Annotated in this window: 18 protein-coding genes, 2 pseudogenes and 1 riboswitch; of the genes and pseudogenes, 12 read left to right on the plus strand and 8 right to left on the minus strand. The window is 62.9% G+C overall.

Annotated elements, in window-relative coordinates; translation table 11 throughout:
• The first annotated feature begins 6 nt into the window (after window positions 1–6).
• The 4 genes from X730_RS162255 (at window position 7) to X730_RS162240 (ending at window position 4041) form a co-directional block, all read left to right on the plus strand.
• On the plus strand, window positions 7–1206 hold the full coding sequence (locus tag X730_RS162255) for an amidase (protein WP_023825417.1): 1200 nt from the start codon (window positions 7–9) through the stop codon (window positions 1204–1206).
• Between the two features lie 2 nt (window positions 1207–1208).
• Complete coding sequence (locus tag X730_RS162250; protein WP_023686387.1) at window positions 1209–2108, plus strand: LysR family transcriptional regulator; 900 nt, start codon at window positions 1209–1211, stop codon at window positions 2106–2108.
• Window positions 2109–2197: 89 nt separating this feature from the next.
• A complete protein-coding gene (locus X730_RS162245; protein WP_023671926.1) occupies window positions 2198–2866 on the plus strand; it encodes a DUF1007 family protein in 669 nt (222 codons plus the stop codon).
• Window positions 2863–4041 (plus strand): nickel/cobalt transporter, encoded by a 1179-nt coding sequence (locus X730_RS162240; protein WP_023825418.1) that lies wholly within the window; start codon window positions 2863–2865, stop codon window positions 4039–4041. The genes X730_RS162245 and X730_RS162240 overlap by 4 nt, the downstream gene beginning before the upstream one ends.
• Window positions 4042–4051: 10 nt before the next feature.
• Here the strand turns inward: X730_RS162240 and denD are convergent, their stop codons facing one another.
• The 4 genes from denD to X730_RS162220 are packed head-to-tail and all read right to left on the minus strand — an operon-like array spanning window position 4052 to window position 6986.
• Entirely contained in the window at window positions 4052–5035 is a 984-nt protein-coding gene (gene denD, locus X730_RS162235; RefSeq protein WP_023714026.1) for a D-erythronate dehydrogenase, read from the minus strand.
• 12 nt (window positions 5036–5047) lie between these two features.
• On the minus strand, window positions 5048–5254 hold the full coding sequence (locus X730_RS162230; protein WP_023701051.1) for a hypothetical protein: 207 nt from the start codon (window positions 5252–5254) through the stop codon (window positions 5048–5050).
• A gap of 58 nt (window positions 5255–5312) precedes the next feature.
• Window positions 5313–6284 (minus strand): cation diffusion facilitator family transporter, encoded by a 972-nt coding sequence (locus tag X730_RS162225; protein WP_023714027.1) that lies wholly within the window; start codon window positions 6282–6284, stop codon window positions 5313–5315.
• A 15-nt stretch (window positions 6285–6299) separates the two neighbouring features.
• Entirely contained in the window at window positions 6300–6986 is a 687-nt protein-coding gene (locus X730_RS162220; protein WP_023701049.1) for a GNAT family protein, read from the minus strand.
• 83 nt (window positions 6987–7069) lie between these two features.
• On the opposite strand from X730_RS162220, the gene X730_RS162215 reads away from it, so the two are divergent.
• Window positions 7070–8254, plus strand: coding sequence for a pyridoxal phosphate-dependent aminotransferase (locus X730_RS162215; RefSeq protein WP_023714028.1), 1185 nt, complete (start codon window positions 7070–7072; stop codon window positions 8252–8254).
• A gap of 12 nt (window positions 8255–8266) precedes the next feature.
• Here X730_RS162215 and X730_RS162210 read toward each other — a convergent pair whose 3' ends face one another.
• Both X730_RS162210 and X730_RS01000000164115 read right to left on the minus strand, forming a co-directional pair.
• The gene (locus tag X730_RS162210; protein ID WP_023710952.1) at window positions 8267–9028 is read right to left on the minus strand and encodes an SDR family oxidoreductase; all 762 of its coding nucleotides are present in this window, start codon (window positions 9026–9028) and stop codon (window positions 8267–8269) included.
• A gap of 208 nt (window positions 9029–9236) precedes the next feature.
• Window positions 9237–10193: pseudogene (locus tag X730_RS01000000164115) on the minus strand (DUF533 domain-containing protein).
• A gap of 124 nt (window positions 10194–10317) precedes the next feature.
• Between X730_RS01000000164115 and X730_RS162205 the strand changes: the two are divergent.
• Entirely contained in the window at window positions 10318–10680 is a 363-nt protein-coding gene (locus X730_RS162205) for a nuclear transport factor 2 family protein (protein WP_023817278.1), read from the plus strand.
• 23 nt (window positions 10681–10703) lie between these two features.
• Here the strand turns inward: X730_RS162205 and X730_RS162200 are convergent, their stop codons facing one another.
• A complete protein-coding gene (locus X730_RS162200) occupies window positions 10704–11630 on the minus strand; it encodes a rhodanese-related sulfurtransferase (protein ID WP_023817277.1) in 927 nt (308 codons plus the stop codon).
• 174 nt (window positions 11631–11804) lie between these two features.
• Here X730_RS162200 and X730_RS162195 point away from each other — a divergent pair, with 174 nt between their 5' ends.
• The 6 genes from X730_RS162195 to X730_RS1000000167320 all read left to right on the plus strand — a co-directional run bounded on the left by X730_RS162195 (window position 11805) and on the right by X730_RS1000000167320 (window position 20110).
• On the plus strand, window positions 11805–12443 hold the full coding sequence (locus tag X730_RS162195; RefSeq protein WP_023817276.1) for a 2-dehydro-3-deoxy-phosphogluconate aldolase: 639 nt from the start codon (window positions 11805–11807) through the stop codon (window positions 12441–12443).
• A gap of 322 nt (window positions 12444–12765) precedes the next feature.
• Complete coding sequence (locus X730_RS162190) at window positions 12766–14124, plus strand: tyrosine-type recombinase/integrase (RefSeq protein WP_023825419.1); 1359 nt, start codon at window positions 12766–12768, stop codon at window positions 14122–14124.
• Window positions 14125–15366: 1242 nt separating this feature from the next.
• A complete protein-coding gene (locus X730_RS162185) occupies window positions 15367–16413 on the plus strand; it encodes a PriCT-2 domain-containing protein (protein WP_023825420.1) in 1047 nt (348 codons plus the stop codon).
• Window positions 16410–18050 carry a phage/plasmid primase, P4 family gene (locus X730_RS0132990; protein ID WP_023825421.1) on the plus strand — a complete coding sequence of 547 codons (1641 nt, stop codon included), beginning with the start codon at window positions 16410–16412 and terminating at the stop codon, window positions 18048–18050. Before X730_RS162185 ends, X730_RS0132990 begins: the two co-directional genes overlap by 4 nt.
• Before the next feature lie 225 nt (window positions 18051–18275).
• Window positions 18276–18398 carry a hypothetical protein gene (locus tag X730_RS1000000169045; RefSeq protein WP_280814926.1) on the plus strand — a complete coding sequence of 41 codons (123 nt, stop codon included), beginning with the start codon at window positions 18276–18278 and terminating at the stop codon, window positions 18396–18398.
• A 1274-nt stretch (window positions 18399–19672) separates the two neighbouring features.
• A riboswitch (SAM-I-IV-variant riboswitch) is annotated at window positions 19673–19763 on the plus strand.
• Entirely contained in the window at window positions 19763–20110 is a 348-nt protein-coding gene (locus X730_RS1000000167320) for a hypothetical protein (protein WP_155922380.1), read from the plus strand. It overlaps the preceding riboswitch by 1 nt.
• A 37-nt stretch (window positions 20111–20147) precedes the next feature.
• Here the strand turns inward: X730_RS1000000167320 and X730_RS1000000168450 are convergent.
• Window positions 20148–20261 (minus strand): annotated as a pseudogene (locus tag X730_RS1000000168450) (IS481 family transposase); the annotation flags it as partial.
• Window positions 20262–21649 lie beyond the last annotated feature (1388 nt).

The raw sequence follows: 21649 nt of genomic DNA on the forward strand, positions 1-21649 counted from the left end.
CGAACGATGACAGGCACGCACGGCCCGCTCAACGCCTTCCTCGACCTTCGTCGCATGCCGGTGGCCAATGCGGAACTGGGCCCGCTGGCAGGGCTCAGGCTGGCGGTAAAGGACATTTACGACGTCGCCGGCTACCGCACCGGTTGCGGCAATCCGGTGAAGTTCGACGAGGCGCATGCCGCGTCCAGCACGGCACCGGCCGTGCAGGTGATTCTCGACGCCGGCGCGCGCTTCATCGGCAAGACGCAGACCGACGAGTTCGCCTTCTCGCTGATGGGCCAGAACGCGCATTTTCCGTTTCCGGTGAACCCGGCTGCCCCCGACCGCGTCACCGGCGGCTCGTCCTCCGGATCGGCCGCGGCGGTGGCCGGCAAGCTTGCCGACATCGCCACCGGCTCCGACACCGGCGGCTCGATCCGCGCCCCGGCGAGCTTTTGCGGATTGATCGGGCTGCGCACCACGCATGGCCGCATTTCGCTCGAAGGCACGATGAAGCTGGCGCCGAGCTTCGACACATTCGGCTGGTTCGCCGACGACATCGAAACCTATGAGACGATCGGCAAATTGCTGCTTGGCCGCGACCCGCACCAGCATCCGCTCAACCGGCCGCTGTCGATCCGCTGGCTGGACGCCTTCGTCGCCGGCCCGGCCGAGGCAGCCGAATACGCCGGGATGAGAGCGCTGGCGGCCGGCCTTGTCGGCGAGCCGGCGCCGGTGGAATACAGCTTCGCCTCCTTCCCCGACGAGCTCTACTGGTGCTTTCGCCGCCTCCAGGCCGCCGAGGCCTGGCAGCAGCATGGCGCCTGGATCATTTCGGGCGAGCGCGATCTCGGGCCGGGCGTCGAGGAGCGCTTTGGTTTCGGCCGGACAATCGACGAAAAGACCGCGCGGGCCGAGGCGGTGCGCCGCTTGACGTTCCGCTCCGAGCTAGCCGCGCTGCTCGGCCAGGACGGGTTTCTTGTCCTGCCCACCGTTCCAGGCCCCGCACCTCTGGTCAAAAGCGAGCCGCAGCAGCTCCAGGCCTACCGCGAAAGGGCCTTGCATCTTTTGTGCCTTTCGGGTCTTTCAGGCTTCCCGCAAATCACCCTGCCGCTGGGCTCGGTTGACGGTGCCCCTTTCGGCCTCTCGCTGCTCGGCCCTCCCGGCAGCGACATTGCCCTGATACGGCTCGGCCGGCGAATTCTCGATGCGGCACGAAAGGCCTGATGATGGATACACTGACCCGCATGCGCGCCTTCATCGACGTCGTCGAGGCCGAAGGCTTTTCGGCGGCCGCGCGCAAGATCGGTCGCTCCAAGGCGCTGCTGTCGAAATATGTGCGCGAACTCGAGGACGAACTCGGCGCGCTGCTGCTCAACCGCACCACGCGGCAGTTCTCGTTGACCGAGGCCGGCCATACCTATTACAGCCGCGCTTCGGAAATCGTGCGCGAGGTCGACAGCCTGGCCGACGCCGTGCGCGAATCCTCCGGCGACGTGCGCGGCAGGATCAAGCTGTCGGCGGCGCGCACCTTCGCCGATGCGCCGATTGGCCAGTCGCTCATCGACTTCGCCAAACAGCATCCCGACATCGTGCTCGACATCCATCTCGACGACCGTTTTGTCGATCTGGTCGAGGAAGGTTTCGATCTTGCCGTGCGCATCTCGCGCCTGGAGAACTCATCGCTGATCGCCCGCCGCCTGGGGCCGTTTTCGATCAAGCTTTGCGCCTCGCCGGAGCTGATCGCCAAGCACGGCAAGCCGACGCGCCCGCAGGATCTCGCCAACTTGCCCTGCATCGTCGACACCAATGGCCGCTCGCTCGCCAACTGGCGCTTCAGGGGCGATGGCGAGGAGTCAGTCAGTGTCAACGTATCGGGTCCGATCGAGGTCAACAGCCCGATGGCCGCGCGAGCCGCCGCCGTGTCCGGTCTGGGCTTCACCATCCTGCCGGATTTCATCGCCGCGCCCGACCTCGCATCCGGGCTGCTGGTGTCCTTGCTCGACGACCGCATCCAGTCGGGCAGCGGCATTTTCGCCGTCTACCCGCACCGCCGCTATCTGCCGGCCAAGGTCCGTGTCTTCGTCGATTTCCTGGTGCAATGGTTCAGGAACCGCGAGAGCGCTTGAGCCGGTCCTGCCGTGCCGCGGTCCCAATTTCGCCCCGTTTCTGGTAACCTCTCGAAATCTCTCCGAGGCCGATGGAACAGCGACCGAGAATGCATCTGAAACGGCACGCAATCATGCTGGCTTCGGCCCTGGCGACGACTTTTGCCTCCGTCGGAGCGGCTGGCGCGCATCCTCATGTCTTCGCCGAGGCCCGCCTCGACGTGATCCTCTCGCCGGATCACCAAAGTGTGAAAGCGCTGCGTCACCTCTGGCGTTTCGATGATCTGTTTTCGAGTACGGTGATGATGGAGTTCGACAAGAACTCCGACCTGAAGCTTGACGACAAGGAGCTGAAGGATGTCGCCGACACCGTTCATGCCTCGCTGGCCGAATTCAACTATTTCCAGCTCGTCACCGTCGACGGCAAGGACGTGCCTATGACGCCGCCACCGCATCTGATGGCCAATTTCGACAACGACCAGTTGATCATCCTGTTCGAATCCGAACCCAAGGTGCCGATCAAGCTCGCCGGCAAGATCGATTTCGGCGTCTACGATCCAACCTTCTACACAGCGATCGACTTCACCGAGGATAGCAACATCACCGTGGAAGGCCTGCCCTCGAACTGCACCAAGAGCGTCATCCGGCCGGATCCAGACGAGGCGATCAAGGAAAACCAGAAGACCCTGACGGACGCGTTCTTCAACGACCCGACAGGCACCGACATGAGCAAGATCTTCGCCACCAAGCTCGAACTGAATTGCCCGCCAGAAGGATAGATCCGGTGATGAAAACGTCCCTGCGTTTGGCATTCGGCCTCGTGGCCGCTGCCCTGCTGATGACGCACTTTCTCGGGCAGGCCCATGCCCAGAGTTCACTCGGCATCGGTGTCAATGACGGCATGGCGCCCACCACCGGCCCGTTCGCCCACATCCTGATGTGGATCAATCTGCGCCAGCAGGAATTCTACCGCGCACTGGCCACCGCGATGAAGGCGATGCGCGAGGACGGCAGCAAGATGTGGCTGCTGATCGGCCTGTCCTTCGCCTATGGTATTTTCCACGCCGCAGGCCCCGGCCACGGCAAGGCGGTCATCTCGTCCTACATGGTGGCCAATGAAGTGGCGCTCAGGCGCGGTATCCTGCTGTCCTTCGTCTCGGCGCTGCTGCAGGGCCTGACCGCGATCCTGGTGATGCTGCTTGCCTATTTCGTCCTGCGCGGCACCGCCATCTCGATGACCGACGCAGCCTGGTTCATGGAGATCATGAGCTATGTCTTCGTCACTCTGTTCGGCGCCTGGCTGCTGTGGCGCAAGCTTGGGCCAACGGTCCAGCGCTGGTTCGGCAGGGCGCCCGCCTACAGCCTGTCGGCAGCCCACGCCGGTCATTCCCATAGCGGCCATTCGCATGCCGGTCACAGCCACGCGGCGCAGGCGCATTCGCACGCCTTGCATGTGCATCACGACCATTCGCATGATCATCACGCAGCGCACTACGACGACACGCACGATCATTCCCATCACGACCACGCCCATCACGATCACGCCGCTCACGATCACCCAGCCGGCGAGGTCTGCGACACATGCGGCCATTCGCATGCGCCCGATCCGGCGCTGCTGTCGGGCGATCGCTTCGACTGGCGCACGGCCTGGTCGGCAGTAGCCGCCGTCGGCATCCGTCCCTGCTCCGGCGCGCTGATTGTGCTCAGCTTCGCGCTGCTCAACGGCCTGTGGCTCGGCGGCCTGCTCTCGGTGCTGGCGATGTCGATCGGCACCGCCATCACAGTCTCGGCGCTGGCGACGATCGCGGTGACAGCCAAGAACTGGGCGGTCTATTTCGCCGGCGATGGCCGCATGGGCAACCGTATCCACACAGTCGTCGAAATCGGCGGCGCCGCGTTCGTCTTCCTGTTCGGGCTGTTGCTGTTGTCGGCGTGCCTGTCCGGAGCTGTGTGACCTCGGCGGGTCAGGCCTGACCCGCGATCATTCCGCCCAGCTCATCCTCGATATGAGCGCGGATGATTTCATCGAAACTGTTTTCGGCGCTGAAGCCGAGGTCCCTTGCACGGCGCGCCTCGAAGCGCGTCGGCCAACCCTTGACGATCGCCCAGATCGTCTCGTCGGGCTCCTCACGGATCAGGCTCGCCACCTCGGCGCCTGCAGTGCGCTCCAGCGCCTCGATCTGCTCGCCGACGGTGACGGCAACGCCGGGCATGGTGAGGTTGCGGCGCGGCCCGACAGCGGCACCGTCGAGCCCGGCGGCATGGATCAGGAAACCGACCGCAGAGCGCGGGCTGGCATGGGTGTGCAGCACCGAGCGCGGCACCGGCAGGATCGCCTCGTGGCCGCTCAGCGGCTCGCGGATGATGCCGGAGAAGAACCCTGACGCCGCCTTGTTCGGCTTGCCGGGCCGCACGCAGATGGTCGGCAGCCTTATGCCGATGCCGTCGAAGAAGCCGCGCCTGGAATAGTCGGCCAGCAGCGCTTCGCTCATCTGCTTCTGCGTGCCGTAGGAGGTCAGCGGCGTCGGATGAAAGTCGTCCGGGATGACATCGGGGAACGGCGCGCCGAACACCGCGATCGACGAGGTGAAGACGAGGCGCGGCGCAAAGTCTGCCAGCCGCACGGCGTCGAACAGCGCCCGTGTGCCGTCGAGGTTGACGCGGTAGCCGAGATCGAAATTCGCCTCCGCCTCGCCCGACACGATGCCGGCGAGATGGAACATGACGTCGGGGCGTGAGGCGACCAGGCTCTCGGCAGCACCGGCGTCGGCAAGGTCGCCCGTATGCGTGGCGATGCTGACGCCATCCATCGCCGGCGCTTGCGGCGGCACGATGTCGTGCAGGTCGAGCCCGGTGATCTTGCGGCCGTTGAGCGTGCCGTCCTTGGCCAGCCGGTCGACAAGTTTGCGGCCGACCATGCCGGCGGCGCCAGTAATCAGGATGCGCATTTCGAAAGCCTCTTATTTGCCCTTGTTCTGGTTGCGGCCCCGCAACCAGAACACCAGAAAAAATGCCAGCACGAAGGCGATGCCGACGATGCCGGCAAGTACGGTCGAGACATTGCCGACGGCCAGCATCACGGTCGGCAAATAGAACGCCGCGATGCCGAACAGCAGCATGATCCAGGCTGCGGCAATCAGCGCGTTTCGCGTGTCGCGGTCCATCATGCGGTCCCACCACAGCGGGAACTCGTCAACTCGGATGCCAATGCCATGAAATTCCCTGTCAGTGATAATGGCCGTGATGCGGTGGCGCACCATGGTCGTGGTCATGATCGTGCTCGTCACGGCTGTCGGCGCACTGGCCGAATTCCGGTTCAACCGTGGCGTGGCTGATGCCGTGTTCGGCGGCGAGCCGCTTCTTGATGGCGCTGACCGCCTGGTGCGGATCGACGCCATCGTTGAGGCAGGCATGCAGCGTCGCCATGTTGCTGGACCCGTCGAGCGACCAGACATGCATGTGATGCACTTCGCGCACGCCGTTGACGGTGCCGGCAATGTCCTTGGCGATGAGGTCGCGGTCGAGGCTTGCCGGTACGCCTTCGAGAAGGACGTGGGCGGCTTCGCGCATCAACGACCATGCGGTGGACAGGATCAGCACCGAAACCAGCACCGACAGAATCGGGTCGATCGGCGTCCAGCCGGTGGCCAGGATGACCAGCGCCGCCACGATCGCCGCCGCCGAACCGAGCAGGTCGCCCAGCACATGCAGGATGGCGCCGCGCATGTTGAGGCTGTCGTGGTCGCCGCCATGCAGCACGAAGAACGAGGCGAAGTTTACCAGAAGGCCGGCGATCGCCACCACCAGCATCGGCCCGCCCAGCACCGGCGCCGGCGTCATCAGCCGGCCCCAGGCTTCGTAGACGATCCACAAAGCAATGGCGAAGATGGCGATGCCGTTGGTGTAGGCGACCAGCGTCTTGACCCGGCCGAAACCATAGGTCAGGCGCACTGTCGCCGGCCGTCCGCCAAGATGGAAGGCGTACCAGGCAAGGCCAAGCGCGATCGAGTCGGCGAGCATGTGGCCGGCGTCGGCCAGCAGCGCCAGTGATCCCGTCAAAAGGCCGCCAAGCACTTCGGCCACCATGAAGCCGGCGGTCAGGCAGGCTGCGATCAGCACACGCTTCTTGTCGGTCGAGCCATGCACGTGGCCGGCGCCATGCCCAGCATGCGAACCATGATCATGGCTGTGCGCCATCGGAAAAAACTCCTGTTACGCGCCGAACTCGGCGCGGAAATCCTCGAGCCGCCGCTTCTGCCGGCCTTCGCCATCGAAATTGGCGGGATCGAGCCATGCCTCATAGGCTTTGCGCAGCGCCGGCCATTCCTTGTCGATGATCGAGTACCATGCGGTATCGCGGTTTTCACCCTTGACCACAAGATGCTGGCGGAAAATGCCCTCGAACTTGAAGCCGAACCGTTCCGCCGCGCGCTTTGACGGCTCGTTGCGGTTGTTGCATTTCCACTCGTAGCGGCGATAGCCGAGCCCGTCGAAAATATACTTCATGAACAGGAACTGCGCCTCGGTCGCTGCCGGCTTGCGCGAGATCAGCGGCCCCCAATAGATGTTGCCGATCTCGATGACGCCATAGGTGGGATCGATGCGCATCAGCGTCTGTCGCCCGGCGACCTTGCCGCTGGCCTTGTCGATGACGGTGAAGAACAGCGGATCCTCGCTCGCCTCGACCTTGTCCAGCCATGGCTGGAAATCGGCGCGGGTTTGCGGCGGGTAGTCGGGCAGCCAGGCAAAGCGTCCATCGATGTCGGGCACGGACGACGCCTCGTACAACCCATCGCCGTGCTTTTCGGCGCTCAGCGGTTCGAGCCGGACATAGCGGCCGTCAATGGGCTTGCGCTCGGGCCGCGGACGCGCTTGCCAATCTTTGAGATTTTCCGACACGCAAAACTCCAATCCGTTTGACTTTTGTGAGCAGACGCTCACAAAAACGCGAGCTAACAGCAAGAACCACACGGACGGGAAAAATGCTCCACACGATTTCGGCCTTCGACCGTCTCGGCGAGGAAAACGCCTTTGCCGTGCTGGCGCGCGCCACTGCACTGGCTCAACAGGGCCGCGACATCGTCAATCTCGGCATCGGCCAGCCCGACTTCAAAACGCCGCAGCACATTGTCGAGGCCGCGATCAAGGCGCTGCGCGACGGCCACCATGGCTACACCCCGGCCAATGGCCTGCTGGCGACGCGCGAAGCGGTGGTGCGGCGCACGCTGACCACTACCGGCGTCGAAGTCTCGCCCGAGAATGTAATGATCCTGCCCGGCGGCAAGCCGACCATGTTCGCGGCCATCTTGATGTTCGGCGAACCCGGCGCCGAGATCCTCTATCCAGACCCAGGCTTTCCGATCTACCGCTCGATGATCGAGTTCACCGGCGCCGCGCCCATTCCGGTGCCGATCCGCGAGGAGAACGGCTTTGCCTTCTCGGCAGAAGAGACGCTGGCGCTGATCACGTCGAAGACCAGACTGCTAATCCTCAACTCACCGGCCAACCCGACCGGCGGCGTCACGCCGCGCGCCGAGATCGAGAAGTTGGTGGATGGGCTGCAAGCGCATCCGCAGGTCGCTATCCTCTCCGACGAAATCTACGACGTCATGACCTATGACGGCGAGACGCATTTTTCGCTGCTCAATTTTCCGGAAATTCGCGACCGGCTGATCGTGCTCAACGGCTGGTCGAAGACATGGGCGATGACCGGCTGGCGCATGGGCTGGTCGATCTGGCCGAATGGCGACAAGGGCGGGCATCTCTACGACAAGGTCCGCAAGCTGGCGGTCAATTGCTGGTCCTGCGTCAACGCGCCGAGCCAGTTCGCCGGCATCGCCGCCATCGACGGCCCGCAGGACGATGTCGACAAGATGATGCGCGCCTTCGACAACCGCAGGAAGATCGTGGTCGAGGGGCTGAACGCGCTGCCCGGCGTCTCCTGCATTACGCCGAAAGGCGCATTCTATGCCTTCCCGAATGTTTCGAAGACCGGCTGGAAGGCCAAGAAGCTCGCCTCGGCACTGCTCGAGGAGGCCGGCGTGGCGCTGATCGGCGGCCCCGATTTCGGCATTCTCGGCGAAGGCTACATCAGGCTTTCCTACGCCAATTCCGAAGAGAACATCTTGCACGCGCTGGAGCGGATCGAGGCGTTTTTGAAGAAGTAGGCCTTCGGCTGTTCACCCACGCCCCACGAACGGCATCTTGGTCGCCATCACCGTCATGAACAGCACGTTGGCGTCGAGCGGCAGGCTGGCCATGTGGACGACGGCGTCGGCGACGCGCTGGACGTCCATCACCGCTTCGGCGGCGATGGTGCCATTGGCTTGCGGCACGCCGACCGTCATGGCATGCGCCATATCGGTCAGCGCGTTGCCTATGTCGATCTGGCCGCAGGCGATATCATAGGGCCGGCCGTCGAGCGCCAGCGTCTTGGTCAGCCCCGATATGGCGTGCTTGGTCGCGGTGTAGGGCACCGAGCCCGGCCGTGGCGCATAGGCCGACACAGAGCCATTGTTGATGATGCGGCCGCCCATCGGCTTTTGCTTGCGCATGGCGCCGAAGGCGGCGCGGGCGCACAGGAAGGATCCGGTGAGATTGACGCCGACAATATCGTTCCAAACCTCGACCGGTATCTCGTCGATCGGCGTCGACTTGTAGCTCATGCCGGCATTGTTGAAGAGCAGGTCGACGCGGCCGAAGGCTGCGGCCACCGTCTCGAACAGATCATCGACTTCGCCGGCCTTGCTGATGTCGCAGGCAACTGCCAGCGCCTTGGCGTCCGCTTTCCCGGCTTCGGTAATGGCGGCGTCGAGCACCGCTTTGCGGCGGCCGCAAAACACCGTGTTCCAGCCCGCCTTGAGCAGCGCCGTGGCGACGCTCTTGCCGATGCCGGTGCCGGCGCCGGTGACGATGGCGGTTTTCTCTGTGAGGGCTGTCATGGATTTTGCTCCTGCGCGCCGCGCATCCCCGGCACAGATCGGGGTGCATCCGAATGCACCGACCCATCGCAAATGAGGGCGATCATGGCAAGCCGGACACTAATGCATGTCGCTCAAAAGTGGCCCCGGTTCTAAGAGAACGACATGCATCAGGACAAAAACATGAAGCGCCACGCGCTTTATGTGATCGGTCCAACAAAAAGGGCGGTCATTGGCGACCGCCCCCTGATCTGAACCGGGCTTGGGAGGAGGAAAAGCCGATCCGACTGACTAAAATCATGCGCTTCCTCGGTAAACGAGACGTTAACGCATTTTTCCGGCCTCGGCCCCCCTGCCCCAGGCGCGCGGCTGCGTTGTCTACCAGCGCGGGTTCGGCGCCGTGCCTGACGGAACCGGCACCTTGGCCGCCGACACCGTCGCCTCGACATGATCGACGAGCGCATCCGGCAGGCCGAGCCGGCCGGCGAGCAGGTCGAGATAGCCGCGTTCGGCGCGCGTATCGGGGTCAATCGTCAGTCGCGACGCCGTGTAGAGCTCGAGCCTCTGCTCATCGGTCTTGGCGCCGGCGACCAGCNAGCGGGCTGTCCAGCTCCGCCATCAGAAACTTTTCCGCTTCCGTGCCGATGCCGGCCAGACTGAGCTTGCCGGCGATCTTTTGGCGCTCCGCGTCATCGACATGGCCATCGGCCTTGGCCGCCGAGATCATCGCCCGCACCAGGGTCAGCGTGAACTCGTCCTCCCCCTGTGGCGCCTGTGAAGGATGAAAGCCGGTGTCGGCGGGCGGCGGCAGCAATTCCGGCTGGCCGGCCGCCGGCGCCTGCTCGGGTGCATTGCCGGCCTTGTAATTCTGGTAGGCCTTGTAGGCGAGACCGCCGATCGCAGCCAGTCCGCCGAGCTTCACGGCCGTGCCGGTGAACTGCCGTCCCGTGCCGGTTCCAAGCAGCACCGCAGCCAGCGCACCGGCGGCCAGCGGATTGTCCTTGGCCATCTGCACAGCCTGCCCGGCCTTGTCGCGAACGGTGCCGGTTGTGCCGGGAACTTGCGAGCCGAGCAGATTGTCGAGAAGCTTCTTGGGGTCGAACATGGTGCCTCCAGAAAAGGGCCCGCGCCAAACGTGAACGGGCAGGTTTTGGACGTTGCAGAGGTAGGTCCCGCACACTGACATTACAATGACGGAGACGCGCTTTGCTATCGGCGCCGGCAATGCCCCAAATCGGTGATCGGTGTGTCGATACCGGCCTCGGCTTGCGCTAATGTCGCCGCCGCATTGCCGAGGGAGGAACCTTGCCGTGACCGATCAACCTGGCCGGGAACCGGCGCGCGATCCGCAGGATCTGGAACGTTTGTTGATCGACCGGCAGTGGGCCGGAGACATTGACGGCATGGTGGCGCTGTTCCAACCCGATGCCGCCATCGACACCGGAGCAGCCGAATTGACGCGTGGCCACGAGGCGATCCGCGCTTTGCTCGAAGCCTTTGCCGCGAGCGGACGAAAGTTCCAGCGCGGCGAGCAGCGCCCGGCGGCCATTAACGGCGACCTCGCGTTGACGTCGACCAGGCTTGCCGACGGCTCGATAACCTCAGAGGTCGCGCGCCGGCAGGCCGACGGCACATGGCTGTGGGTGATCGACCGCTATTCTGTCGTGTGGTGATCCAGTCAGGGCGTCGGCGGCACTTAACTGCCGATATGTCCCCTGCCCCGCGCCTGCGCAAGTTCGACCTGGCGCTGGCGCTCGGCATAGCGGGTGCGATCCTCATCCGAGCGTGCCTCGTAACAATGCGGGCATGACACGCCGGTGGAAAAATGCGGCGACAGCCGGTCCTCCGGCGTCAGCGGATGCCGGCAGGCGCGGCAGAGTTCGGCCTCGCCTTCGGTCAACCCATGCGACACCGAGACCCGCTCGTCGAAGACGAAACACTCGCCCTGCCACAGGCTGTCTTCGGCCGGGACCTCTTCAAGATATCTGAGGATGCCGCCCTTGAGATGGAACACATCCTCGAAGCCGAGCGACTTCACATAGGCCGTCGCCTTTTCGCAGCGGATGCCGCCGGTGCAGAACATCGCGACCTTGCGGCCGTCGAGTTGGTCGCGGTGTTTTTCCACCCAGGCCGGGAATTCGCGAAAGCTCGACGTGCGTGGATCCACCGCACCCTCGAACGTGCCTATCGACACTTCGTACGCGTTGCGTGTGTCGATGACGATGGTGCCGGGGTCCGAGATCAGCGCGTTCCAGTCGGCCGGCGCGACATAGGTCCCCGCACCCGTCGCCGGGTCGAGGTCTTCGACGCCCATGGTGACGATCTCGCGCTTCAGCCGCACCTTCATGCGATGGAACGGCATTTCGGCGGCAGTGCTGTATTTGACCTCGAGATCGGCAAGACCCTCGATGGCCTCGAGATAAGCGATCAGGTCGGCTATGTCGGTTTCGCTGCCGGCGACCGTGCCGTTGATACCTTCCTGCGCCAGAAGCAATGTGCCCTTGATGCCGCGCCCGCAGCAGAAGGCGGCAAGCGGCGTGCGCAATTCTCGCAGCGCGTCGAAGTCGCCCAGCCTCGCAAATTTGTAGAGCGCAGCGACGCGCACGGGTTCACGGTTGGTCATCGCCAAGCCACTAAACCGTGGTCAAAGCGGATTCAAGGCAGAGCTAAAGACACCTTGTCGGTATTCGCCAGCAGGCTCGTTGGCCGACATGTGACATCGCGGCAGGCCGGGTTTCGTGGACTCGGAATCGGCCTTCTGCTAATCGGTTGAAATCACCTAGGGAGAGACAAGCCAATGCCCAGCAAGACCGAAAAGCTCCTGTCGCTGCTCAATGGCCAGCCGGTCATTCCGGTGCTGAAGATCGCCAATGTCGCGGACGCCGTCCCGCTCGCCCGGGCGCTCGCCGCCGGCGGCCTGCCGGCGATCGAGATCACGCTGAGAACCGCCGATGCGCTGGAAGCGATCCGCCGCGTCGCCGGTGAGGTCGAGGGCGCCATTGTCGGCGCCGGCACAATTCTCGATGCCAAGCAGTTCGACGAGGCAGCGGCCGCCGGATCGAAATTCATCGTCAGCCCCGGCATCACGCGAGAGTTGCTGGCGGCGACCAAGGACAGCGACGTTCCCTTGCTGCCCGGCGCCATCACGCCCGGCGAGATCATGGCTGCCCGCGAGGCCGGCCTGCGGTTCCTGAAATTCTTCCCGGCCGAACAATCCGGCGGCATCGCCTCGCTGAAGGCCTTTGCCTCGCCGCTGGCCGACGTGAAATTCTGCCCGACCGGCGGCATCTCGGCCAAGAACGCCGCCGACTATCTCAGCCTGTCCAACGTTATCTGCGTCGGCGGCTCGTGGGTGGCGCCGGACGAGTTGGTCAAGGCCGGCAAGTGGGATGAGATCGAGGCGCTCGCACAGACCGCGAGCAAGCTCGGAAAATAACCTCCGCTACTTTGTCTTTGCGCAATTCCCAAGGGAAGCGCTCCGCGCTTTTCCGGGAAAATCACAGTGTTCCCGGAATTGCACTCGGCACAAAAACCCGCCAGCTGCGCCGACCGGGTTTGCTACGCGTTGAGATTTTGGTTCCCGCTCATGGGCTCGAACCACGATTCACGCCTTCAAAGGGCTTAAAACCAAACCAGCTTTGTCCAGCCTGATCCAACCAAATCCAGGTAGGCCTTGGTCTTTAGGCAGCTGTGCGCGGACTTGTTTATCCCTGTCCAAGTGCGTATATTGGACAAACGTTGGACAAGGGAGCGCGACAATGGCCAAACGGGTAAGAGACGCGCAGCTGGAAAGCAGGGCGGCAAGGGCCAAGCTCAAGGCGCAGGGCAAGCCCTACTACAAGGCGATCGGCCCCGGCCTGCACGTCGGCTACCGTAAGGGCAAAACAGGCGGGGTGTGGGTCGCAAGGGCCTATCTCGGAGACCAGGACTACCTCGTGCAGAAGGTCGGCATCGCCGATGACGCCCGCGACGCAGACGGCGCGTCGATTCTGGACTTCTGGCAGGCGCAGGCTGCGGCTCGGGCGTTCGCCGCTACCGTCGAGACGCCGTCGACAGCCGACGCGGCGCCGCGCACCGTCGGCGACGTCGTCACCGCCTACGTTGCAAATCGCGATGCCCGCGACACCCGCCGTAGGGGCCGAGCTGTCCGCTCGGACGCCAGCCGCCGGCTGCATCGCTATGTGCTCGGCCAAGGCAAGCGAGGCAGCTCAGAGGCCGTCCCGGCCGAGCCGCTAGCCGGCGTGGCGATGGCATCGCTGACAGAAGATGACCTCAAAGCATGGCGCGCTGGCTTGCCGGCGTCGTTGGCCGAGACGACCAAGCGCCGCCTGTCGAACGACCTCAAGGCCGCGCTGCACAGCGAGCGCAAGCTCATGCCGGCGGCACTGCTCGTCGGTTCCGGGCTGAAGTCCGACGTCGATGCCGATGACAGCGCCGATGTAGCAAGAGAGAACCAGATTCTGGCCGATAGCCAGGTCGTGCGACTGCTCGTGGCGGCGCGCCAGGTGGACGACGAGCTTGGCTGGGACGGCGATCTCTACAGGCTGGTGCTGGTGCTGAACGCCACCGGTGCCCGCTTCAGCCAGATTAGCAGGATGAGGGTGCGCGACGCCCAGCTGAAAGAAGGGCGCCTGATGGTACCGAGCTCGCGGAAGGGCAAGGGAAAGTCGGGCTCAATCGCCGTGCCGGTCGAGGCGGCCGTGATCGAGGCCCTACGCCCGATCGTGACGGGCCGAGCTCCCGACGCTACGCTGCTAGAACGCTGGCAGTATCGGCAGCCTTCCGGCGGCATCAAATGGGAGCGGGCCGGCCGCGGCCCGTGGCAGACGTCGTCAGATGTCGCTCAGGCATGGAAGGCGATCAGGGCGCAGGCCGGCATGCCCGCTGTGATCATGTACAGCATGCGGCACTCCAGCATCGTGCGCGGCATCAGGGCCAACCTGCCGATCAGGCTGGTCGCGGCTCTGCACGATACGAGTGTGGCCATGATCGAACGGCACTACGGCCGCTGGATCGTGGACGGGTTGGAAGACATGGCACGCGCCGCGGTCGTGTCGCTGGTGCCGCAGGACGTTGACGCGAAAGTTGTGCCGCTCAACGCAACCAACACAAGATAAAACCGTGCACAATGACCAAACGTGATTTCCTTTCAGATTAGGCGAGCGCGCTGAAGACGAAGACACGACGACAAGCCCCCAGGGCTGGCTGGGCGACGTCGCCACGTGGCTGGTGGGCGTAGGTGCCATCGTCGCCATCGGAGCGCTAGGGGGTCGCCGCGCTTGTGGTGCTCGTTCTGTTCTACGCGCAATCGTAACGCGCCCGTAGCCTTAACTATCTACTATCCAAGGCGGCTCGCAGCTTTACGCTACGGGCGTTTTTCGTGCGTGCCGAAACTTTTTTCGCAGGATAGATCACGGTTTCGTGATCAGAACACCGACAGCGCGGACCCGGAGCGCGCTAAGCGCTTGATTTTAATGGGTGGTACCCTGCCGGCACGCTTGCCAAAGCACCCATGGTGCTTGGCAAGCACCATGGGCATAAATTCCTAGCCCTGCCATATCTGGATGCACCAACAACGAACTTTGTCCAACCAAGGTCAAACATAGGATGCAAACAGCCATGGACACCGAGGTACTTTACGCTACACGCGACGCTTCCATTGAAGGATTTTGCCGTCGCCAGGGTATATCAAGAAGCAGCTACTACAATTTGCGAAATGCTGGTAACGGCCCTCGCGAATACTCGATCGGGAAGCAGGTGCGTATCACTGCCGAGGCTGAGAATGCCTGGATTAAACAGCGCGAAGCTGCGCGCAGCGGTAGAGCCTAACGAAAACCGCCGCTGCGAAGGTTGACGCAACGGCGGGGATCGGGATTTCTTGGCAGTCAGCGCTAGGAATTTAGTCCCAATTCCTCACTCTGTCAACTCGCGGCGACCCTACCAAGGGAAACGCCCCCATGATCAAGAGACGCTCAACAAGGCCCGCATTCGACCCCGTGTCCGCTTTGATATCGGCGATCGCATTCGGCTTCCTCCTCGCTCGACTGGTGCTCCGATGACTGGGGCCTCGACCAAACGATTATGCGCCGTCTGCGGCACCAGCATTGCAGGCATGCACTCGAAAGTAATCCTGTGCTCTGAGGCGTGTCGGCGTACGCGCGGTCTGGAACAGAAACGCGGCTATAGAGCAGCTGACCCTGAACAGCGGAAGCATCATGATCGTGTTTACCGCGAAGCCAACAGAGAACGGCGGCGGGAGCAGCAGCGGGCGTACTACGCGGCCAAGCGCAAACAGCAAAAGCCGGTTCGATGGGTGTACCTGACCCTGCAAATGCGGATTGGGTTACGGGAGCGTTCCGATGACTGAGATCGCGCGCATGAGTAGCGGCTATTTCCATACGCACGGGCCGCGCCTTATCGAACTGGGCTACGACATTGTGCCGATCAAACCGGGCACCAAACGCCCAGACCGGCTCGGATGGCAGAATATAGATTACGGCGCCATTCTCGCCGCCCCGCGACACCCCCGCGCCCATAAAAGACCTTTCGAAGTCTACGGCGTGGGCGCGAAAACCAAGCGCTCGCCGGCAGTTGATGCTGACACGCCGTCGCCGTGGCTGATAGAGCAGGTCGCCGACTGGTGCGCGGCCAATATCGGGCCAACGCTCGCCCGGATCGGGCGGCCGCCGCGCGAGCTGTTCGTCTTCAGGACCGACGAGCCGTTCCGGAAGGTAAAGTCCGACACGTTCGTCTCGCCGGACGGCAACGAGCACAAACTAGAGGTGCTAGCCGATGGTCAACAGTTCGTCGCGTATGGGATCCACCCCGGCACGGGCAAACCCTACTATTGGCCGGACCAGGAATTGTTAGACACGCCTAAGTCGGCGCTGTCGCTCATCACCCAGAAGCAGGCTTTCGCGCTGGTCGACTACTTCAACGTCACGTGCGCGGCCGCTGGCTGGACAACGAAGGCCCGTGAGCTGCGTTCTCTGGCCCGCCGGCCGGTGGCCGACCCGCACGCGCCCTTGCCGCTGCTGGCCGCCGCCATGTCGGCCATGTCCATCTACCCCGAGACCTATGATCGCTGGATTGCCGTAGGCGCGGCGCTCTACCACGCCACAGACGGCAGCGCAGAAGGACTCGAGCTCTGGGACGCTTGGTCGATGAAGTCCGACACCTATGGAGGCGGCGACTGCCAGACCAAGTGGGACACATTCGCAGGAGACGCCCGATCGGGTGCCGGCACGGTGTTCTACTGGGCAGACAGGTCAAAGCCCGACTGGCGCATGCGGCCCGACGTCTCGGCCTTGTTCTACGCGCTACGGGCGGCGCAGAGGCCGACCACAATCGACATCCTCAATGAAGCACTGCGGCGAGCTGCCGCTAAAACAGGTTCACGCAAATGACCAGCGACAAACAACGCACCGCCGCCGACCTCCGTCCGGTGGTCGAAGAGCTCTCGCTGCTGCCGCGTCTTGAGTACGACTTGGCCCGTGTATCGGCCGCCAAGAAAATCGGTATCCCAGTCGGCGCTCTAGACAAGGCCGTGATCAGCGCTAAGGCCGAGCGGCGCGCCGCTGAAGTCGGCGCCGGCGTCGGTCTCGGCGGCGAAGGCGACCTGCTTGCGTCGGACGAAGACACGCGGCCTCCTGCGTTCTCCGACGAGGCGTTGGCGCTTAGCTTCGCCGCCGAACACCGCGACAGATACCGATATGTAGCGGCGTGGGGCAAGTGGATGCTGTTCGACGGTCGCTGCTGGAAGGCCGAGAAGACCCGCGAGGCGTTCGATCGGGCACGTGAGACGTGCCGGCGGGCCGCCGCCAGCTGCGATGACGCCCAGCTAGGCAAGGTGCTGGCGAGCGCCAAGACGGTCGCTGCTGTAGAGCGCTTGGCGCAGTCCGACCGGCGACTTGCCGCGACGTCCGACCAGTGGGACGCCGATCCCTGGCTGCTCAACACGCCGGGCGGAGTGGTCAACCTGCGCACCGGCGCGATGCGCAAGCACCGAGCCGACGACTACATGACGAAGATCACGGCGGTCGCGCCAAGTAACGATATGGACTTCCCGATCTTTCGGGCTTTCCTGGCGCGCACCACACACGACGACGTCGGACTGCAGAACTTCCTGAAGCGCTTTAGCGGCTACGCTCTGACCGGCGTCACCATCGAGCACGCCCTGGCCTTTTTCCACGGTACCGGCAACAACGGCAAGTCGGTCTTCCTGTCCGTGGCGGCCGGCATCTTGGGCGATTACCACACCACCGCGCCGTTCGAGACTTTTGCCGCGTCGAGACACGAGAAGCACCCGACCGACGTTGCGGGGCTGCGAGGCGCACGACTGGTGACGACCGCCGAGACAGAGGAAGGCCGGCAATGGGATGAGACCAAGCTCAAGCAGCTGACCGGCGGCGACCTCATCAGCGCGCGCTTCATGCGGCAGGACTTCTTCGAGTTCGCTCCGCAGTTCAAGCTGATCATCGCCGGTAATCACAAGCCGTCGCTCAAGACGGTCGACGAAGCTATCAGGCGCCGTCTGCATCTGGTGCCCTTCACGGTCACCATCCCGAAGACCGAGCGCGACCCGGACCTCAAGGAAAAACTAAAAGCCGAATGGCCGGCCATACTCGACTGGCTGATAGAAGGCTGCCTCGACTGGCAGGAAGAGGGGCTCAAACCCCCACAGGCCGTCGTGGCAGCGTCGGAAGCGTACCTTGCAGAAGAGGACACATTCGGCCGCTGGATGGCTGATCGGTGCGAACTCGACCCCAACGATTGGACGTCCAGCGCCGACCTCTTCGGCGATTATGATGCGTACGCGCGGCAAGGCAGGGAGCATGTCGGCAACCGGACGGATTTCACCGAGAAGCTACTAGCGCAGAAGGTCATCGTCGCGGAGAGAACGAATGCAGGGCGCGGCTACAGGGGGGTAAAACTGAGGCGAACGCCCCGCGCAACCGACGACGTAGCCGAGAAACTGGAAGAAGCAAAGAAACTAGCAGCGGTAAAACGCGCGAAAGCAATCCCTCGGGGAAAAATGCAATGAAATCAACCGGGCATGTCGCGCATGACGGTGCTGCGGTAATGCACCGTCTAGGGAGATTACATGACGTGGATGACGCCCCTGCTGAATGTAGAGGACGCGCGAACGTCGATAGCCAGATAAGACGTTATGCACGTCATAAATCGTCTGTTAGACGGTGCATTATTGAGAGACCGTCATGCGCGTCATGCTCTCCTTTCGATCCAGCACCATCGACGGTCGCGTGACATGGCCGACGACGAGATTAAAGCCTTCCTCGACGACGCGGAACAGCGGCTGCGTGCCGCCTCGGCTGAGCCAAAGCCACTCCCGAGCCGAAGCTGGACGACGCATCGCTACAGCGTTTGCTGAAGTCGCTGCGGGAAGCCGAGTTACAGCTTCGCAAACATTGAGGTTGAACCTATGCCCCGCCCGAGCCTCTTCAGACCTGAGATGGCCGAGACGTTGCGGGAGCTCGTAGCGCAGGGGCATTCCCTTGGTGGGGTGGCGGCTGAGCTAGGTGTCAGCCGGATGACTTTGCACCGTTGGATGCGAGGTAATGTTACAACACAACGACAACCCCTAAAGGAGGCCCGACTAGCCGGGCGCGCCGAACGCGCCGCCAACCGGGCGGCTGAAGCTGAACGCCTTTACGGGATCAGACACGCTAGAAACCATAAATGGCTACGCCTGCCACCCCGGCCGACCGCAGTAGACGCAACAGCTGCCCGTGCCACGCTGGATTTGCTGCTCAACCAGGAAAGCCCCGGCACCCGAGAGCCTCCCGACCCCGCCGACGCACATGACGAGGCCGCCAGACGCTCTGCTGAGCGACGCGCCGCTAGGGGCCAACCGGTCGATGCGTGGCAAGATGAGGCGTGGGAGGGTGGCGAGCCCGTCGAGCTGGACGACCCCCGCGCCGACTGGTGACCTTGCGCCCGAAATACACACCTACGCCGTCCTAAGGCGCAAACCAGGGCGGGTTTGGAGTTAAAAAATCAATAAAAACAGACATAAATCTATACGTAGAAAAAATCTGTCCAATCCTCGTACAATAAAGGCATCGACGTCGGGCCTGAGCACCCGAAGCGGGGCGGCTGTATCCGTCTTGCCGCGGCGTCCGTTAATTGTTCGTCGCTCTGGCAGCGGCACCGGTGCCCTTCAAGGATGCCTAGTAGGTTCCTCCTATAGCTTTTCAAAACTCGACGGTGCCTGCCCAGTGCACGAAGCGATACGGGGATCAAGGCTCAGCGTCAGTCCAACTTCAGCATTGCCAAGCGCCGAGCGACTGGGTCAGCTTCGTAGGTCCTGTGTCCCCACCTGGAACACAGCCGCACGAAGGGGATCGAACGCCCGGGTAAGGGCTGGCCTGAAGAAGGACGGGGTTCGAAACTCTGCCGTGCTTGCAACCCTTCTGGATCCTCAGCAGCTCTTGAAGGGGTCGGCCTGAGCTAGCCGAGCAAGCTATTGAGGCGGCCTCGGCGGCAGAAGAAGCAATCTTAGATCGGCGCTGAGATTTAAGATCCGGAGCTAGCGCGGGAGCCTTCGTTTCAGTGGATCGCCCCTCCTCAACAACGACTTATCGCAAATCAATAGGAATTTTAACCTCGCCTCGCTTGCTACTCAACGGTATCCGTTGTAACATTATCTTGCATCAAGAACGGCGCTAGTCGCCTGCCAACCTGCTCCTGAAAGGTGGCGAAAGAAGATGCGGCTACGGCAAAAGGAACAACCTAGTGGAAATAGATATAGCTAAATTTATCCGACAGCTGGTCAGCACAACTAAGCCATTCGAACGCTTCCCAGCCACAGAAATTGGTGAGACCAAAGGTGTGATGATTACTGTGGGCGAGCTAACATCCGTGCTTGAGTTCCTGAGGGAGCAGGGTGCGCCTCAAAATCTGTCTGATGCTGTTGAGACGGCTATGGATGATGTGGAGCAATGGCTGAACCCTGAAATCCAAGATGAATTATTTCGTCAAGTTCCGAGCAACAGTTGCACACGGGTTCCGAAGGCTTTTCTCAATCTTAAGATACGTGCGGACCGACTGAGAGCAAGTGCTCGATCAGCGCGCGAGGCGTGACGGGCAGCCCAACGCGATAGCAAATATCGCTGGCGCGCTAGCTGCGGGGCCTCAATAGGTTGTCCAGGGTTAGATCGAGGCGACTGATGGGTGGTTTGGCCTTGAGGCTGCCGGGTAAGCAATGCCATACGTTTTTGTGCAGCCAGACAGGCCGCGTTCAATCTCGGCAAAGTCTGAGACGGCCAGCGTTAGTCGAGGTATGTGTCAACGGTTGTGCTAAGTCCCGGAAGTGGGCGCCAGCGTTCACAATCTGGCTGACGAGGCGGAACATAGGGAAAATTGAGCGGGCGAGGTGCGCGTCACCATCACTAGGTCGTCGCGCTGGAGATTTCTCAGCATCCGTCTCAGCTCCTTGCGGTCGTCGCGAGCACCGCTGGCTGTCTCCTGGTACCTTCGCCCTTCAGCTACTCAAGTTGTGCCTTCAAGCGACTGGCCGCGGGTATTGACTTGGGCATACCCACGACGTGGTCATCGGTCTTTATTCAGTGCGTTTCGCCGGGAGGCATGTTCTGATCCGGCATGAAATTGATGCCGGATCATCGGCTAGTTCGAATGCGTTACTTAAATCCACGCTGGGCTGCCCGGATCGGACGCTACGGCGCTGGCGCCTTCAACACGTAAAGCTTCGGGAAGCGCTCGACCGCGACGGGAAGAGACGGACGGTTTAACAGGCCGCCGCCGCCATAGCACACGCGATCGAAGCGCAGCCCCCAGAGAGAGGCCGCGCTGGCGCTGGAAGAGATGCTAAAGGACCTACTGCCTACCCCCGCAGAGGCGGCTGCCGAGCCCGCCAGCCCGCACCAGCCGCTTCCCTAGCGCCCGATACACCCCCGACGCGCCTGACGAGGCCGCCCACCGCCGGGCCGAGCGCCGAGGCGCTCGTGGCCAGATGCCTGAACCCGAAGAGCCGCAAGAGTGGCCGGGCGCGGCAGACGGCGAACCGATCCCCTTCGACGACCCCTCGCCGATTGGTGACTTTTGTCCGAAGCCCAGCGATACGCCCCTACAAGGCGCAAATCAGACAGCGTCCCAGAATAAAAACTTTAACAAAAACAGACATTTCATGCCTTGTTCGTGACACGCTGTCCAATGATTGTACCATCGGAGGGTCCAACCTGCCCCCAACTGACCCGGCAACCAGCACCAACCGACAGTTTACGAAACCCGGCGCTCAATCTCGAGTCACAAGGGCGCTCGGCGCTTCTTTGGACGGATGGGCGGGCGGAGCGAGCCTCCGCCATTGCGGCCTAGCTTACCGACGCAAACCAAGGGCTGTCACTTGTTACGTACAAATCAGCGTACATAGTGGACCGAATTCTGGTGCTAGAACATGCCCGTCCGCCCGACAATTCGCACGGCCGCACCATCCAAAGGTACCTCTACAGCACCATGCGTGGCGTCGAAACTTGGTGGTGCCTGCTAGTACACCATAGAGGTCGAGCTCAGGCTGTGACTCGATTTCGATAAAAACAAGGAGATCTTAAATGGGCGGACGGGTGACAGGGATCGGGGGAGACCTCCAGCGTTCGGCCGTAACGA

This window comes from Mesorhizobium sp. L103C131B0 (assembly GCF_000502275.1).
Lineage (GTDB): Bacteria > Pseudomonadota > Alphaproteobacteria > Rhizobiales > Rhizobiaceae > Mesorhizobium.